The organism is Solwaraspora sp. WMMA2065 (assembly GCF_030345075.1).
Taxonomy (GTDB): Bacteria; Actinomycetota; Actinomycetes; order Mycobacteriales; family Micromonosporaceae; genus Micromonospora_E.
Window position 1 is genome coordinate 4,636,738 of sequence record NZ_CP128361.1, and the last position, 15,449, is coordinate 4,652,186.

A 15,449-nucleotide genomic window follows, 5' to 3' on the forward strand; every position below is an offset into this window, starting at 1 on the left:
TGGGTGAATTCTGGGTAGTCATCATCCGTACGGGTCGGGAACACCCTCGGCAACCGGACGACGCACCGGCACCGACCCGGCATCCGGCACCGGCACCCGGCCTGTCGAGGCCCGAGGAGCGGGCCGGGCCGGCATCGTCTCCTGGCTAGACTCCGGCCGCAGCCTGTGGAGGGAGCGGTGTGACCAAGGTTCTGTTCATCGCGGCGTGGGGACGCAGCGGCACCACCATCTTGGACAACATTCTGAACTCGTACGAGTCGGTCTTCACCGTCGGTGAGCTCACCTACCTCTGGCTCCGCGGGCTGCAGCAGCGCCGGCCGTGCGGCTGCGGCGTCCCGGTCCCCGAATGCCCGCTCTGGCAGGAGATCCTCCGCGCCGCGTACGGGGACGACCCGCCGTCGGCCGCCGAGGTGTATGCGCTGCAGCGGAGCGCGCTGCGGGTCCGCCACACGCCCACCCTCCTGCGCGCCCGGCCCGCCCCCGACGTCGAGCGCTACCGACGGCTGATGGCCTCGCTCTACCGGGCCGTCGCGGACGTCACCGGCGCCACGCTGATCGTCGACTCGTCCAAGTCGCCCGCCGACGCCGCGATGCTGTCGGGCGTCGCCGGGGTGCAGCCGTACCTGCTGCACGTGGTGCGCGACCCACGGGCGGTGGCGTACTCCTGGTCCCGGACGACCTCCCACCACGATGCCTCGACCCCCGGCCTGACCCACCACCACAGCCCGGCCGAGAGCAGCCGGCTGTGGCTCGGCTGGAATCTGCTGATCGAGCGGACCGCCCGCGCCTTTCCCGGCCGGCACCGACGGCTGCGGTACGAGGATTTCATGGTCGAGCCCCGGGACACGGTCGAAGGTCTGCTCCGCTTCGTCGGCCTGCCGGAGGAGGTCGTGTCACCGCCGGCCGGCGGGCCGTTCGTCGACCGGCGTACCGTGCGGTTGCGACCCAACCACACGGTCTCCGGCAACCCGAGCCGGTTCCGCACCGGCGAGGTGTCGCTGAAGTTGGACGATCGCTGGATCGACCAGCAGGCCCGGGGCCAGCGGCTGATCTCGACCACGGTGTCGATGCCGTTGCTGCCCCGCTACCGCTACCCGCTGTGGCCGGCTCTGCGCCGCACCGCCGACCCGGCCCACTGAGCACGGACCCGCCGGCCCGCCATCCAGGCAACCACCACCGTCGCCTTGGCCAGCGACCGTACGCCTGCCACCTCGACCGTCGTCGGCACCAGCGCGGCAGGTGTCCGGCGACGCCGGGACGGCCGGGGCATGCCGTTCGCCAGGTCGGTCACCTCGAACCCGGTGAGGTCCACGACGCCGACCTCCTCGGCAGGCACGTCGCGGTGCCCGTACACCGAGGTCACCGCGTCGAACAGCGGCTCGTCGGCGGACCGCACCCAGCGCGCCCGGCTGAGCGCCGCGGTCCGCCACAGCCGTACGCCGGCCTCCCGCGCCGGGTCCGCTCCGGGCTCGCCGACGTTGACCCGGACCACGCCGGCCTGGTGGCGGTCGGCGACGTCGATGAGGCGTCGCAGGGCGTCCGGTGCCAGGCCGTACGCGGCCGGCAGGTCCAGCAGGTACGGCGCGGGAAAGACGCTGCCGGGCCGCTCGGTGGCCAGCCGGACGCGTGGTTCACCCCGGTAGGTCGCGGTGATCAGTCGCAGGTCGCGCAGCGGGTCGGTGAGCACCCGTACCCGCGCGTCGTCGAGCTGATCCCATGGACCGACCAGGGTGACCCGGATGTCGTGCTCGCTGCCGCACAGCACCGAGTCGACGGCCGCCCGTACCCGTTCCAGCGGCTGGTCACCGACTGCCGTGACCACCTCGACGAGCGGGACCGACCAGGACGTCCCGCCCACCTTGCGCCAGCTGCGTGGGTACGGGATCCGGTCGGCGAAGAACGGACGGTTCCAGCGGGCGATCTCCTTACGGGCGCGCATCACGTGGGTCCGCCCCAGATGCCAGCTCCGCGCGGCCGGCTCCGGCACGAACACGGCACCCGCCTGGGCCAGCCGGTAGCCGAACTCGGTGTCCTCGCCCAGCCGCAGCTGCGCGTCGAACCCGCCGGCCCGCTGGTACAGCTCGCGGCGCAACGCGGCGGTCGCGCCGACGTGGATCTTGAACGCGTGATGGTCGGCGATGCGCAGCTGGTCGGTCTGGTTGACGTACCGCTCGACGTAGCTGTGCGGCTCACCTGGGTCGCCACCGAACAGGTCCGCTGCCGCGCCGCGAGCCAGCGTCCGCGCGACCGTCTCCGCCGACGGCCACCGCCCGTCGCCGTCCGGGTCGACGAAGCGCTTGTAGCCGAGGGTGACCGCGTACGGCAGCACATGCTGCCAGCGGACCTGGGCCGCCACATGCTCGGGAAAGGCGATCATGTCGGCGTCCAGCCAGTGCAGGATCTCGCCGGTGCTGTGCGCGACGCCGCAGCGCAGGGCGGCGGCCCGCCCCCAACCGGCCTCGCCGTCGGCACCGACCCGGACAATCTTCGTCCGCGCCGGCCGGACCTCGGGCAGGATCAACGGCGGGTCCGAGCCGTCGTCGGCCACGACGACCTCGAGCAGGTCCGCCGGGTACGTCTGCCGGCTCAACGACGCCAGCGTCAGATCCAACGTGGGCTGGCAGTTGTAGGCCGGGATGACGACGCTCACCGTCATCGTGGGCCGCCAGCTGTCCAGATCGGGTACGGCCACCGACGACCAGTCGTTGCGGACGACCCGTGGGACACCGCCCGCCGGCTGCCCGACTGCCCCGGAACCGTCGAGCGTCCCGGATCCGTCCGTTGCGGTTGATCCGTCTGCCTGCGCCACGGGCAGAAGTTAGCAGGGGAAGGTGACCACCGGACGACACGCACCGCACGTACGGCCGGCGGGGTGTCGCGCCGGCTTCAGCTGAACTGCGTACGCGGCCGTTGCTGGGCGACGCCGTCGACGTACAGGTCGACCTTTTCGCTGTAGAAGCAGGCCAGACCGGCGATCTTCTGGCTCTCCGGCAGCGGCGCGCGGTAGATCCAGACCAGGTCGTCGTACGTCCGCTCGCCGAGCCGCACCGACCAGTACTCGGCGGTACCCTTGTACGGGCAGTGGGTGCGGGTCTGCGACGGCATCAGCAGGTCCCGCCGCAGGTCGGTCAGGGGCAGGTAGTAGCGCGGCGGCAGCCCGGTCTCGAACAGGATCCGGGGCGAGCCGGAATCGGCCAGCGTCACCCCGTCCAGCTCCACCCGCACCCGCCGGCTGCTGGCCAGAATGTCTACCCGGGTGTACGGATCACGCGGGTGCGTGTAGACCAGCTCATCCTCCTCCAGCCAGTCGTCCATCGCCGCCCAGTCCAGCCGTACCGCGTCGCGTAGCTGCGGCAACGGTGAGTCGGGGTAGCGGCGGGCGGCTCCGGCGGCGGTCCGGCCGTCCCCGGTGACCACGTCGAGGATCTCGGCGGTGCCCCGGCTCGGCGACCGCTCTGTGGCGCCGGTCGCGACGAGTGCCGCGCGGACATCCACCGCCGGCAGGTAGTAGGTCGGATAGTAGGGCTTCTCCCAGACCAGCAGCGGGGCGGTCGTGTCGGCCACCACCTCGCCGTGCAGGTACACCCGGACCCGTTTCTGGCCCGGTTCCACCCGGACCGCGCCACGCCGGCCCGGGGCCGGGCCGGCGTGGGACGTCTCGTCTCCGCTGTCGGGTCCGTTCACCCCGGAATCGTCCATACCACCGGCAACGATCATCGGGGGGTGGATGTTTCCCGTTGGCGGAGTCCGGGCTGGGCTCCCGCAGGTCAGGGCTGAAGATCGTCGCAGATGTTGTGCGCGCTGCCGACGGTGAAGCGCAGCGTCCGGTACCCCGACTTGCTGACATCCACGGTGTAGATGCCGTTCGGGACGTACATGCCGCTCGGATAGTTGCCCTTTCCTTCGTGCATGCCCAGCAGGATCGGGCCCCAGACCCGCCAGGTCACGTTGTTGGAGTAGGAGCCGCCCGGCCGGATGTTCAGCACCGAGGTGCCGCTGATGTCCACCTCGACCGACTCCCCGGTAGACGTGTTGGTGACCCGGTAGATGAGCGCTCCGGTGTAGATCTCCCGCTTTGACGAGCCGTCCGGGTACGTCGCCAGCACCATCTTGACCACCCGGTCCAGCGGTGGTGCCGGCGACCTCCCGGGCCAGGTCGGTGAAGCGGGTCGCGTCGACCTGCCCGGCCGGCACCGCGTAGCCACCACCCTTCGTGGTGATTCGCACCCCGTACGGCGACAGGGCGGCCCGCAGCCGCCCGACGTAGGTGTGCACGGCACCGCGGGCGTTCGGCGGCGGTGCACCGTCCCACAGCAGGTCGGTCAGCCGATCGGTGGCGACCGGACGACCGGCTGCCAGCAGCAGGATGGCGAGCAGCAGGCGTTCCTGCCGGCGCCGGCCCACCGGTACCGGCCGGCCGTCCCGTACCACTTCGAAGTTCCCGAGCAGCCTGAACTCCATACTGGAAGGACGCCCCGGCCGGCCGGCTTCGATGTCAACCGCACCGACGGGTTTCACCTCGCGGTACCGTCGGCGACGTGACCGGATTCGCGGCGGTGGTGCTGGCCGGTGGTGCGGCCCGACGGATGGGCGGCGTCGACAAACCGGACGTACCGGTCGGTGGGGTGGCCATGCGGGACCGGGTGCTGGCCGCCGTCGCGGGCGCCGACCCGCGCGTCGTCGTCGGCCCGCTGGCCGACCCGCCGCCGGGTGTCCTGGCGGTACGCGAGGAGCCGCCCGGGGCCGGTCCGGTCGCCGCCACCGCCGCCGGCCTCGCCGCGCTCCCCGCCCCGGCCGCGTTCGCCGAGCCGACCGGTCTGGTCGCCGAGCCGGCCAGTCTGGTCGCGCTGCTCGCCGGCGACCTGCCGCTGCTCACCGCCGACGCGGTGGACCGGCTGACGCGGACCGTACGGGCGGGTGGTGTCGACGGGGCGCTCTACGTCGACACCACCGGCCGGCGGCAACTGCTCTGCGGTGTGTGGCGGACCGACCGGCTGCGTGCGGCGGTGGCCCGGCTCGCCGCACAGCGCGACGGCGGCCTCGTCGGGGCGTCGATGCGGGCGCTGCTCGGCAGCCTGTCCGTCGCCGAGGTGACCTGGCCCGGCGTCGGCGCGGCACCGTGGTTCGATTGCGACACCGACCAGGACGTCCGGCAGGCACGGGAGTGGGTCCGATGAGCGACACGGTGGGTGCGATGAGCGACACGATGACGAGCTGGGTGGCGTCGGCGGCCGCCGAACTCGGGCTCGACCCCGGCGAGGTGCCGGTGCCGGTGGTGCTGGACCTGGCCCGCGACGTGGCGCACAACGTGCTGCGACCGGGTGCGCCGGTCACCGCGTACCTGTTGGGGTTGGCCGTCGGCCGTGGCGCCGATCCGGTCGAGGCCGGTGCCCGGCTGGCCGCCCTGGCCCGTGCCTACGGTGACGGCGAGGAGGTCGGGCCGGCCCCGGGCGAGGTCAGGCCGGCTCCAGGCGGATGACGATCTGCTTGGACGTCGGGGTGTTCGACCCGGCGGCGGTGGAGTCCAGCGGCACCAGCACGTTCGCTTCCGGGAAGTACGCGGCCGCGCAGCCGCGCGCTGTCGGGTAACTCACCACCCGGAAGGCGCTCGCCCGGCGCTCGACCTGATCCGACCACTCCGACACCAGGTCGACCTGGTCGCCGTCGGTGAAGCCGAGCGCGGTCAGATCGTCCGGGTGGACGAAGACCACCCGGCGCCCGCCCCGGATGCCGCGGTAGCGGTCGTCGAGCCCGTAGATCGTGGTGTTGTACTGGTCGTGGCTGCGCATGGTCTGCAGCAGCAGCCGGCCCGGCGGCACCTCGATCACGGTCAACGGGCTGACCGTGAACGCGGCCTTGCCGGACGCGGTGGCGAAGGTCCGCCGGTCCCGGGGCGGATGCGGCAGCACGAATCCGTCCGGCTCGGCGACCCGGCGTTCGAAGTCGGCGAAGCCCGGTACGACGTCGGCGATGGTCGCCCGGATTGCCCGGTAGTCGCCCTGGTACGCCTCCCACGGCACCGGCGAGTCGGGCAGTGTGGCGCGGGCCAGCCGGGCGACGATCGCCACCTCGGAGAGCAGTTGGTCGGAGGCGGGGGCGAGCCGGCCCCGGGAGGCGTGCACCGCCGACATCGAGTCCTCGACGGTGACGAACTGGTCGCCGGCGGCCTGCCGGTCCCGTTCGGTGCGGCCCAGGCAGGGCAGGATCAGCGAGGTCGCGCCGGGCACCGTGTGCGAGCGGTTCAGTTTGGTCGACACGTGCACGGTCAACGCGCACGACGCCAGGGCGGCGACCGTCACGTCGGTGTCCGGGCTGGCGGCGGCGAAGTTGCCGCCGAGGGCCATGAAGACGCTTACCTCGCCGTCGCGCATCGCCCGGATCGCGCCGACCGTGTCCAGCCCGGTCGAGGTCGGCATCGGTACGCCGAGTCGCCGGCCGAGCGCTGGCAGCCAGGCCGGCGGCTCGTGCCAGATACCCATTGTGCGGTCGCCCTGCACGTTGGAGTGTCCGCGCACCGGGCAGAGGCCGGCCCCCGGCTTGCCGATCATGCCGCGCAGCAGTTGCACGTTGACGATCTCGCGGATCGCGTCGACGGAGTCCTGCCGCTGGGTCAGCCCCATCGCCCAGCAGACGATGGTCGCGTCGGAGGCGGCGAACAGCTTCGCCACCTCGACGACCTGGGCCCGGTCCAGCCCGGTGGCGGCGGTCACCGCCGACCAGTCGAGCCCGGCGCGGGCGGCGTGGTACTCGGCGTACCCGCTGGTGTGGGTGTCGACGAAGTCGGTGTCGACCGCGTCGTCGGCGACCAGCAGCGCGCCGATCGCCTGGAAAAGCGCCAGGTCGCCGCCGATGCGGATCTGCAGGAAGTGGTCGGCCAGCGGGGTGCCGGCCCCGACCAGGCCGCCGGGGCGTTGCGGGTTGCGGAACCGCATCAGCCCGGCTTCGGGCAACGGGTTGACGGCGACGATGGTGGCACCGTCCCGCTTGGCCCGCTCCAGCGCGGAGAGCATCCGGGGGTGGTTGGTGCCCGGGTTCTGCCCGACGACGACGATCAGTTTCGCCCGGTGCAGGTCGTCCAGGGTCACCGAGCCCTTGCCGATGCCGATGGTGCTGAGCAGCGCCATGCCGGACGATTCGTGGCACATGTTGGAGCAGTCCGGCAGGTTGTTGGTGCCCAGCGACCGGGCGAACAGCTGGTAGAGGAACGCGGCCTCGTTGGAGGTGCGGCCGGAGGTGTAGTACACGGCCCGGTCCGGGGAGTCCAGGGCCCGCAGTTCGTCGGCGATCAGCCGGAACGCGTCGTCCCAGCTGATCGGGGTGTAGTGGTCGGCACCCGGTCGGCGGATCACCGGGTGGGTGAGCCGGCCCTGCTGGCCGAGCCAGTGGTCGGAGCGGGTGGCCAGCTCGCTGATCGGGTGCTCAGCGAAGAACTCCGGGGTGACCCGGCGCAGGGTCGCCTCCTCGGCGACCGCCTTGGCACCGTTCTCGCAGAACTCGGCGTGCGCGCGGCGCTGCGCGGCCGGCTCCGGCCAGGCGCAGCCGGGGCAGTCGAAGCCGCCCGGCTGGTTGACCCGCGCAAGGGTGAGCGCGGTACGCCGTACACCCATCTGGGCGACGCCGGCGCGCAGCGCATGGGTGACGCCCGGCAGTCCGGCCGCGCTGGTCGCCGGCCGGTCGACCCGCAGGTCGCGGTCGCCGGCGTCGTCTCGGGGGGCGGAACGTGCCATGCCGCCACCTTCTCACGTGCTGCGATCCGCCGGCTACATCCGAAAGCGCAGGCCAGCGGCGGTACGGCAGCTACGGCCGGCCAGTGCCGGTTATCCGACGGCGGCTGGGGCTAGCCGGTGTGGTGGCTCACCTGGGTAGGGTGTGCGCACAACGAGACTGAGTTGATCATCGTGGGGGAGCAGGTGCCGGCAACAGGAGATCAGGCGTCCGGGAGTCAGCCGGCGGCGCACGAGCCGCTCCTGCTCGACGAGCCGAGCACGGCCGACCTGCGGGAGAAGGTGACCCAGGCGTGGCGGGACTTCGCCGCCGCGCTGGCCGCCATGCTGCCGACGCTGCCGGCAGGTGCACAGGTGGAGCTCACCCTCGATCCGACGGCGTCCGGCACCGGGGACGCGATCTACTCGGTGGATGTCTCGGTCGGCCTGCAGGACCGGTTGACCGCGTCGGCGGTGAGCAACGCCACCCTGCCGCCGGACTACCGGATGGGCCGGGACGCCGTCGCCGAGCTGGTCGCGCTCGGCTGGTCGCCGCCCGGGGTGGTGCCGGGTTGCGGTGACAACTTCGGGCTGGCCACGACGACCACCGACGTCGCCCGGCTGGCCTCAGTGATCACCCACACGCTGCGCCAGGTCTACGGTGCCCCGCATCCGGCCTTCGTCGTCTACTCGGTGAACGACGACAGCGACTCGCCGATCGAGGTCGAGCCGCTCGGCACCGCCCGACCGGCGTCGTCACTCGGTGACCATCTCGGGCTGCCGACCGGCGACTCGCTGCCTGACGACGGTGACGACGGTCCGGGTGACGCGCTGCCGCTCGACGACCGGGTCCGTACGGTGGTCGCGACGATGATGCGCAGCACCCCGGAGCACCTGCACGTGGACGCGGACGGCGACATCGGGATCCGGGCCGGCTCGGCGATGGTTTTCGTCCGGATCCGGGACAATCCGCCGCTGGTGGACGTCTTCTCACCGGTGCTGACCGAAGTGGAGCCGACCGAGCAGTTGTACGTGAAGCTGTCCGAGTTGACCAACCGGATGCCGATCGGGCGGCTGTACTGCACAAACGACACGGTGTGGGCGTCCGTGCCGGTCTTCGGCCGCAACTTCCAGCCCACTCATCTGATGCTCGCGGTGCAGGTGATGACCGGTCTCGCCGACGAGTTGGACGACCGGTTGCACGGCGAGTTCGGTGGCAAGCGGTTCTTCGGCGACGGGGACAAGCCGTCCCGGGGCGACGCCGGGGATCACCGCACCGGCATGTACCTCTGACCTGACCGGGCACTTGCCGGACAGGTCAGCGGGTCGGGCACGGGCCGGTCAGGCCGGTGGGTCGGGGACGGCGACCGGCGGCGGTGCGTCGACCAGCCGGGAGAGCACGATCATGCTCTTCGTGGCGGTGACGAACGACTCGGCCCGCAGCCGTTCGAGGGCCTGCTCCAGGTGCGCGATGTCGGCTGCCCGCAGGTGCACCAGGGCGTCTGCCTCGCCGCTGACCGTGTACGCCCCGACCACCTCCGGGTGCTGGCGGGTGGCCGCCGCGATCTGGGCCGGTGTGGTCCGCCCGGTACAGAACAGTTCGATGAACGCCTCGGTTGTCCAGCCGACGGCGGACGGGTCGACGACGGCGGTGAAGCCACGGATCACCCCGGCCGCCCGCAGCCGGTCGACCCGACGTTTGACCGCCGGGGCGGATAGCGACACCCGGGCACCGATGTCCGCGTAGGACGAACGGGCATCGGCCACCAGCGACGCAATGATTCGCTGGTCCACGGCGTCGATATGCAACGTTTAGCCCTTCAGGCGCAACGATAGAGACTTCTTATTGTGTGACAGCATACCTACTCTTGGTTCCCGTGACCGATGTGCGCGCTGCCGCCGGGCAGCCCCGGACCTACCTGATGTGTCCGCCGGAGCACTTCGCCGTCGAGTACGCAATCAATCCGTGGATGAACCCTCAGTTGCCGGTGGACACCGAACTCGCCGTCAAACAATGGGAAGGGCTACGCGAGACGCTGACCGGCATCGGGCACCAGGTTCGGCTGCTGCCGGCCCGCGCCGACCTGCCCGACATGGTGTACGCCGCCAACGGCGCCTTCTCGGTCGACCGCCTTGTATTCGGGGCCCGGTTCACCTACCCGCAGCGGGCCGCGGAGGCCATCGCGCATCGGGATTTCTACGAGGAGCTCGGCTGGCGGTACGTGCGGCCCACCGAGACCAACGAGGGCGAAGGCGACTTCACCTACCTGCCGGGAGCGTACGGTGGCACGATCCTCGCCGGCTACGGATTCCGTACCGACCCGGACGCGCACCGCCGGCTCCAGGAGACGCTGAGCCGGCCGGTTGTGTCGTTACGTCTGGTCGACCCGCACTTCTACCACCTGGACACCGCGCTGGCCGCCCTCGACGACGAGACCGTCGCCTACTACCCGCAGGCCTTCTCCCCCGCGTCGCAGCGGGTGCTCCGGCAGTTGTTCCCCGGCGCGGTGATCGCCGACCGGTCCGACGCGCTGGCCTTCGGGCTGAACTTGATCAGCGACGGCCGGTATGTGGTGGTCAACAGCGAGGCGACCAGGATGGCCGGCAAGCTGGCCGCCGCCGGCTACCAGCCGCTGCTGGTCGAGTTCACCGAGCTGCACAAGGGCGGCGGCAGCGTGAAGTGCTGCGTCGCCGAGCTGCGCGGCTGACCCACGGTTCCAGCCCAGTCCAGTCCGGCGCTCGGCTGACTGTGGCGCTCAGCCGAGCGTGGCGAGCTCGGTGATCAGCACGTTCGACAGCACCGGACCGTCGCGCAGCACCTCACGCAGGTACCACTTCTGCTGCGGCGTACGCGGCTGGTTGAACTGCCACAGCCCGCGCGGGCTGTCGATCTGTCCCACCCGGCCGAGCGCCAGGTTCAACTCCTGGGAGGTGACCCCCGATCCGGCGGATCGGATCGCCTTGTCCAGCACCTGGGCCGCGTCGTAGGACGACATCGCGTACGTGGTCGGCGATGCCCCGTACCGCTTGCGGTAGCCGGTAGCGAACTGCAGGTTGGCCGAATTGTCCAGGTCAGCCGAGTAGTTGAGGGCGGTGACGATGCCACTCGCCTCCTCGCCCAACTGGTCGATGACGTTGCCCTCGGTGAGGAAGCCCGGGCCGTAGATCGGACCTTCGAAGCCGGCGTCGCGCAGTTGCCGGATGAACTCGACCGCCGCCGAGCCGGTGAAGTGGCAGTAGACCGCCTCCGGATCCCGGAAGATCACCTCCTGGATCGGCTCGGTGAAGGTGTCCCGACCCGGATTAGGGGTGGCGTTGGCCCAGATGACCGCCCCGGAGATCCGCTCGTCGCTGGCGCCGAAGCCTTCCCGGAACCCCTGCACCACGTCGCGGCCGGCCGGCTGGTCGGCGGCGACAATCGCCACCTCGCCGTTGGCGGACACCTCTCGGGCCAGGTAGCCGCCGAGGGCGAGGCCAGGCTCGTCGGCGACGTACGAGGTACGCCAGATGTAGACGACGCTCTGCAAGCTGCGGGGCGAGGCGTTCGAGCCGATCAACGGCACCCGGGACTCTTCCACGGCGTCCCGGATGGCGAGCATCACCGCCGAGTTGGCCACCCCGGTGAGCGCCAGCACCTGCTGCTGGAGCAGCGAGTCGACCGCCGCCAGCCCGGACTCGGGGGTCTCCCCCTCGTCGGCGATCACCAGGTCGACCGGGCGGCCCCCCAGCCGCTGCTGGTTGGTGTCCAGGTAGAGCTGGAAGCCGTTGAGCATCTCGTCGCCGATCGGCTTGTAACCGCCGGTCTGCGGGACGATCAGCCCGATGCGTACCGGCCGGTCGCTGACCGGGCCGTCGTCTTCGCTCGAGTCGTCACCCGTACCGACGCTGCAGGCGCTGGCCAGCCCGGTGGCGCCGAGCGCGGCCAGCAGCTTCAGGGCTTGCCGGCGGTCGATGTGAGGCACAGGGGTGGTCCTCTCCCATGGGTACGACGATCGGTCGCGCAGGCGGAGCACGCCGACGGTGGCGAGTTGGTCGGCGGTCCACTCGGCGTTCTACCCGCTCGGCTGCGTCCAGTCAATGGTAGGTGATCTGCCGGTTCACGCCGCCGACGGGCGGCGTGATCGGAGAGCCGGCGGGCGGGGTGATCGGAGAGCCGGCGGGCGGCGTGATCGGGGGACCGGCGAGCGGCCGGCCCTGGTGCTGCGTCAAGATGGAGCCTATGACCGAGACGTCAGGCTCCCCGGAAGAGACCAACGAGTCCGGCCCGGCGGCTGGCCGGCCCGGCGCGGTGGTGGTGGTCGGCCCGGACGGACGACCGGTCGGCACGGTGAACGTCGGCGGTGCCGGTGCCGCAGGTGCCCCCGGTGACGCCAGCGGGGCCACCGGTGCCGGCGACGAGCCGGTCGACCCGGAAGACCCGTCGCAGCTGATCGAGCAGCCGGCCAAGGTGATGCGGATCGGCAGCATGATCAAACAGTTGCTGGAGGAGGTCCGCGCCGCCCCGCTCGACGAGGCGAGCCGGCAGCGGCTGCGCGAGATCCACCGGCGTTCCATCACCGAGCTGGAGGACGGCCTGGCACCGGAGCTGCGTGAGGAGCTGGCCCGGATCTCGCTGCCGTTCGAGGACGGCGCCACCCCGAGCGAGAGTGAACTGCGGGTCGCCCAGGCCCAGTTGGTCGGCTGGCTGGAAGGGCTGTTCCACGGCATCCAGGCGGCGCTGATGGCCCAGCAGATGGCGGCGCGGCTGCAGCTGGAGCAGATGCGTTCCGGCGGGCGTCCGGCGCTGCCGGTCGGCCCGGGCGGGATGATCCCCGGCATGCCGGGGCAGCCGGGCCAGGCCGGTCAGCCGGGCGAGGGCGGCGGCACCCGCACCGGCCAGTACCTCTGACTCTGCGCCAGCAACTGCTCAAGGTACGCGGCTACCCCGTCGTCGGAGTTTGACGCCGTCACCGCGTCGGCGACCTCCTGCACCGCCGGGTGGGCGTTCGCCACCGCGACCGCCTGCCCGGCCCAGGTCAGCATCGGGACGTCGTTCGGCATGTCGCCGAAGGCGACCACGTCGGCGGCACCGATCTGCCAACGGGCGCAGAGCCAGGCCAGCCCGGCCGCCTTGGTGACCCCGGCAGCTGAGATCTCCACCAACCCGGACTTCGACGAGTGGGTGGCCTCGGCCAGCCCGGCGAGCGCTCCGGCGACGATCCGGACGAACACTTCCGGGTCATCGTGGCTGCTGCGGGCCAGCAGTTTCACCGCCGGCGCGGCGAGCAGCCGCGTCGAGTCGGTGACCTGCCGGGCGGTGGGGTGATCGCTGTTCCAGTGCGCCGGCCAGTCGGTGCCGTGCCGCATCAACCGGCCATCCTCCACCTCGACGGCGAAGACCACATCCGGGACTTCGGCGCGCAGTCGCCGGGCGACCTCGGCCATGATCTCCGGGGCGAGCGGGTCGGCGCGCAGCACGGTGTCGGTACGCGGCTCGTAGACCACGGCACCGTTCGCGCAGACCGCCGGCACCGGGGCCCGCAACTGTTCGTACACGGCCGGCAGCCAGCGCACCGGCCGACCGGTGACCAGCACCACCCGCCCGCCGCGCAGCTGGAACTCGTCGAGCGCAGCCGCGGTCCGGGCACTGAGCGACTTATCGGGCCGCAGCAGTGTCCCGTCGAGGTCGGTGGCGACCAGACGTGGATGCACTTCCATCTCCGGACAGTAGCCGGTCGAGGTAAATCGCTACGCCGTCATCATCATTACGCAGTGTAACCTCATCGGCGGCACGGCGTACTGTCGGATGGGCGTTCGACACCGCCACCCTCGACCACCCGGCCCAGGCGAACATCGGCAGGTCGTTGGGCATGTCACCGAAGACCAGCACGTCCGCCGGGTTGACGCCGAGCGACTCCGCGACGACCGCCAGGCCGCTGGCCTTGTCGACGCCGGGCGGACAGATCTCGATGAAGCCCAGCCCGGCCTGGGTGACCGTCGCCAGCGTCGGCGGGACGATCTGCACCGCGGCGGCGAGCAGCGCGTCGACGTCGTGCGACGGGGTCCGGGCGAACGCCTTGATCACGTCGGTGGCCAGGCACTGCTGCCTGGTACGGGCCTCGAACCGCTCCGGGTACCGCCACTGCGGGTCGAAGTCGCCCCACAGCGGCGCCTCGTGCTCGTCAGACGCTTCGACCATCACGATCAGCGGACCGACTGCCGCCTCCAGCTCGGTGATCAGCTGGGCCAGCACGTCGGCGGACAGCCGCTCGTCGCGCAGCACCCGTACACCGGTCGGGTCGCTCTGGTCGACCACCCGCCCGCCGCCGGCCATCACCAGATAGTCGGCGGCCCGGATGTCGTTGCGGGTCAACTCGATCAGCCGGGGTCCGCGGCCGGTCGCCCCGACGACCGGGATGCCGAGCGACCGGGCCCGGTCCAGCACCTCATGGGTGTACGCGGAGACGGTCTCGTCGCTGCGGACCAGGGTGCCGTCAAGGTCGGTGGCGATCAGCTTGGGTAGACCGGAGCGCGGCATGCTGTCCTCCTTGATCCCCGGGTCGACGGGTCGACGGGTCAGCAACCGTACCTCGCGTACCGTGACCTGGCCATGACGTGCGCGCGAAGACCGGATGCACACTGACCAGGGCCGGGACGCAGGCGGCGGGCGGACGGCATGGGCGGGGGCCGCGCGGTGCCGCGACCGGGCCGGGGTGACCAGCGACCACAGCCGACGTACGAGTAGGGTGCCTGGCGTGCATCCGCCGGCGTCGCACCGTCCCAGTCTGCTGAGACGAGCGCTGCAGGTCGCCGTGGTCGGTGCCTTCGCCGGATTCATCGGCTGGGCCCTCGCCAGCCAATGGTCGCAGGTCCGAGCCACCGCTACGGACCTGACCGTCCCCAGTCTGCTCCTGGCCACCGCCGGGGCCATCGTCGCGCTGTGGTGCAACTTCCTGAGCTGGCGGGCGATCCTCGCCGACTTCGGTAGCCGGATACCACTCGGTGCCGGCATGCGGGTCTTCTTTGTCGGACAGCTCGGCAAGTACCTGCCCGGCAAGCTGTGGCCGATGCTCACCCAGGCCCGGCTGGGCCGGACCTACCAGGTTCCCGGTCGATCCTCCGCAGCAGCGGCGCTGCTGGTCATGGCAGTCTCGCTCGGCACCGGCCTGCTCCTTACGGTGTGTCTGTTGCCGCTGGTGAGCCCGGCGGCCTTCGATCGCTACTGGTGGGCGTTGCTGGCCCTGCCGCTGGCCGCAGCGGGGCTCTGGCCTCCGTTGCTCAACCGGGGTCTGGCGATCGCCATGCGCCTGGCCCGCCGCGAGCCGATGCCGCGGCCGCTGTCGCTGAGCGGGATCGGCCAGTCGGTGCTCTGGTCGGTACTGGCCTGGCTGGCGTACGGCGGGCACATCTGGGCGCTGCTGCGGGGTCTCGGCGCAGCGGACGGCCCCCACCTGGTGTTCCTGTCGATCGCCGCGTTCGCCGGCTCCTGGGCGATCGGATTCCTGCTGATCGTCGCGCCGGCCGGGGCCGGACCTCGGGAGGCCGCGCTGGTGGTCATCCTCAGCGTGAGCGTGAGCCAGCCGATCGCTCTGGTCGCGGCCGTGGTGTCCCGGCTGTTGATGATCGTGGTCGATGTAGCCGCACCGGCGGTGGCGGTGCTGTTGGCCAACCGGTTCCCCGGCGGCGAACCTCGTCAGCCGGGCCTGGCTGACCGGACCGACGAGGTGGACAGCGCTCACCACAGCCGATCCGAACCTGGTTAGACTG

14 protein-coding genes and 2 pseudogenes are annotated in these 15,449 nt (G+C 71.6%); 7 read left to right on the plus strand and 9 right to left on the minus strand.

The annotated features are described in order from the left end of the window. Window positions 1-179: 179 nt before the first annotated feature. Window positions 180-1,139 (plus strand): sulfotransferase, encoded by a 960-nt coding sequence (locus O7610_RS21080; RefSeq protein ID WP_281552234.1) that lies wholly within the window; start codon window positions 180-182, stop codon window positions 1,137-1,139. On the opposite strand, the gene O7610_RS21085 is transcribed toward O7610_RS21080, so the two are convergent. The 4 genes and pseudogenes from O7610_RS21085 to O7610_RS21100 form a co-directional block, all read right to left on the minus strand. Next, window positions 1,091-2,809: a glycosyltransferase family 2 protein gene (locus O7610_RS21085; RefSeq protein ID WP_289211679.1), complete on the minus strand. Its 1,719-nt coding sequence runs from the start codon at window positions 2,807-2,809 to the stop codon at window positions 1,091-1,093. The two genes, O7610_RS21080 and O7610_RS21085, sit on opposite strands and share 49 nt — an antisense overlap. Window positions 2,810-2,886: 77 nt before the next feature. Next, the gene (locus tag O7610_RS21090; RefSeq protein ID WP_281555756.1) at window positions 2,887-3,684 is read right to left on the minus strand and encodes a DUF427 domain-containing protein; all 798 of its coding nucleotides are present in this window, start codon (window positions 3,682-3,684) and stop codon (window positions 2,887-2,889) included. Between the two features lie 83 nt (window positions 3,685-3,767). Continuing rightward, a complete protein-coding gene (locus tag O7610_RS21095; RefSeq protein WP_281555823.1) occupies window positions 3,768-4,109 on the minus strand; it encodes a hypothetical protein in 342 nt (113 codons plus the stop codon). Between the two features lie 145 nt (window positions 4,110-4,254). Beyond that, window positions 4,255-4,461 (minus strand): annotated as a pseudogene (locus tag O7610_RS21100) (AfsR/SARP family transcriptional regulator); the annotation flags it as partial. Between the two features lie 77 nt (window positions 4,462-4,538). On the opposite strand from O7610_RS21100, the gene mobA reads away from it, so the two are divergent. Continuing rightward, window positions 4,539-5,177, plus strand: coding sequence for a molybdenum cofactor guanylyltransferase (gene mobA, locus O7610_RS21105; RefSeq protein WP_289211680.1), 639 nt, complete (start codon window positions 4,539-4,541; stop codon window positions 5,175-5,177). Window positions 5,178-5,194: 17 nt separating this feature from the next. After that, window positions 5,195-5,479: a DUF6457 domain-containing protein gene (locus tag O7610_RS21110; RefSeq protein ID WP_281555757.1), complete on the plus strand. Its 285-nt coding sequence runs from the start codon at window positions 5,195-5,197 to the stop codon at window positions 5,477-5,479. On the opposite strand, the gene O7610_RS21115 is transcribed toward O7610_RS21110, so the two are convergent. Then, on the minus strand, window positions 5,457-7,727 hold the full coding sequence (locus O7610_RS21115) for an FdhF/YdeP family oxidoreductase (RefSeq protein WP_289211681.1): 2,271 nt from the start codon (window positions 7,725-7,727) through the stop codon (window positions 5,457-5,459). The two genes, O7610_RS21110 and O7610_RS21115, sit on opposite strands and share 23 nt — an antisense overlap. Before the next feature lie 171 nt (window positions 7,728-7,898). On the opposite strand from O7610_RS21115, the gene O7610_RS21120 reads away from it, so the two are divergent. Then, window positions 7,899-8,996 (plus strand): T3SS (YopN, CesT) and YbjN peptide-binding chaperone 1, encoded by a 1,098-nt coding sequence (locus tag O7610_RS21120; RefSeq protein WP_281555758.1) that lies wholly within the window; start codon window positions 7,899-7,901, stop codon window positions 8,994-8,996. A gap of 48 nt (window positions 8,997-9,044) precedes the next feature. On the opposite strand, the gene O7610_RS21125 is transcribed toward O7610_RS21120, so the two are convergent. Next, complete coding sequence (locus O7610_RS21125; protein WP_281552238.1) at window positions 9,045-9,512, minus strand: Lrp/AsnC family transcriptional regulator; 468 nt, start codon at window positions 9,510-9,512, stop codon at window positions 9,045-9,047. 59 nt (window positions 9,513-9,571) lie between these two features. On the opposite strand from O7610_RS21125, the gene ddaH reads away from it, so the two are divergent. Continuing rightward, window positions 9,572-10,411, plus strand: coding sequence for a dimethylargininase (gene ddaH / locus O7610_RS21130; RefSeq protein WP_475052029.1), 840 nt, complete (start codon window positions 9,572-9,574; stop codon window positions 10,409-10,411). Between the two features lie 48 nt (window positions 10,412-10,459). On the opposite strand, the gene O7610_RS21135 is transcribed toward ddaH, so the two are convergent. Next, window positions 10,460-11,665 (minus strand): ABC transporter substrate-binding protein, encoded by a 1,206-nt coding sequence (locus tag O7610_RS21135; RefSeq protein WP_289211682.1) that lies wholly within the window; start codon window positions 11,663-11,665, stop codon window positions 10,460-10,462. Between the two features lie 248 nt (window positions 11,666-11,913). Between O7610_RS21135 and O7610_RS21140 the strand changes: the two genes are divergently transcribed. Beyond that, on the plus strand, window positions 11,914-12,591 hold the full coding sequence (locus O7610_RS21140; RefSeq protein WP_475052032.1) for a bacterial proteasome activator family protein: 678 nt from the start codon (window positions 11,914-11,916) through the stop codon (window positions 12,589-12,591). Here O7610_RS21140 and O7610_RS21145 read toward each other — a convergent pair. Both O7610_RS21145 and O7610_RS21150 read right to left on the minus strand, forming a co-directional pair. Then, window positions 12,546-13,400 (minus strand): HAD family hydrolase, encoded by an 855-nt coding sequence (locus tag O7610_RS21145; RefSeq protein ID WP_281552241.1) that lies wholly within the window; start codon window positions 13,398-13,400, stop codon window positions 12,546-12,548. The two genes, O7610_RS21140 and O7610_RS21145, sit on opposite strands and share 46 nt — an antisense overlap. A 4-nt stretch (window positions 13,401-13,404) precedes the next feature. Then, window positions 13,405-14,220: pseudogene (locus O7610_RS21150) on the minus strand (HAD family hydrolase); the annotation flags it as partial. 217 nt (window positions 14,221-14,437) lie between these two features. On the opposite strand from O7610_RS21150, the gene O7610_RS21155 reads away from it, so the two are divergent. Beyond that, the gene (locus O7610_RS21155) at window positions 14,438-15,445 is read left to right on the plus strand and encodes a lysylphosphatidylglycerol synthase transmembrane domain-containing protein (protein WP_281552242.1); all 1,008 of its coding nucleotides are present in this window, start codon (window positions 14,438-14,440) and stop codon (window positions 15,443-15,445) included. Window positions 15,446-15,449: the final 4 nt, after the last annotated feature.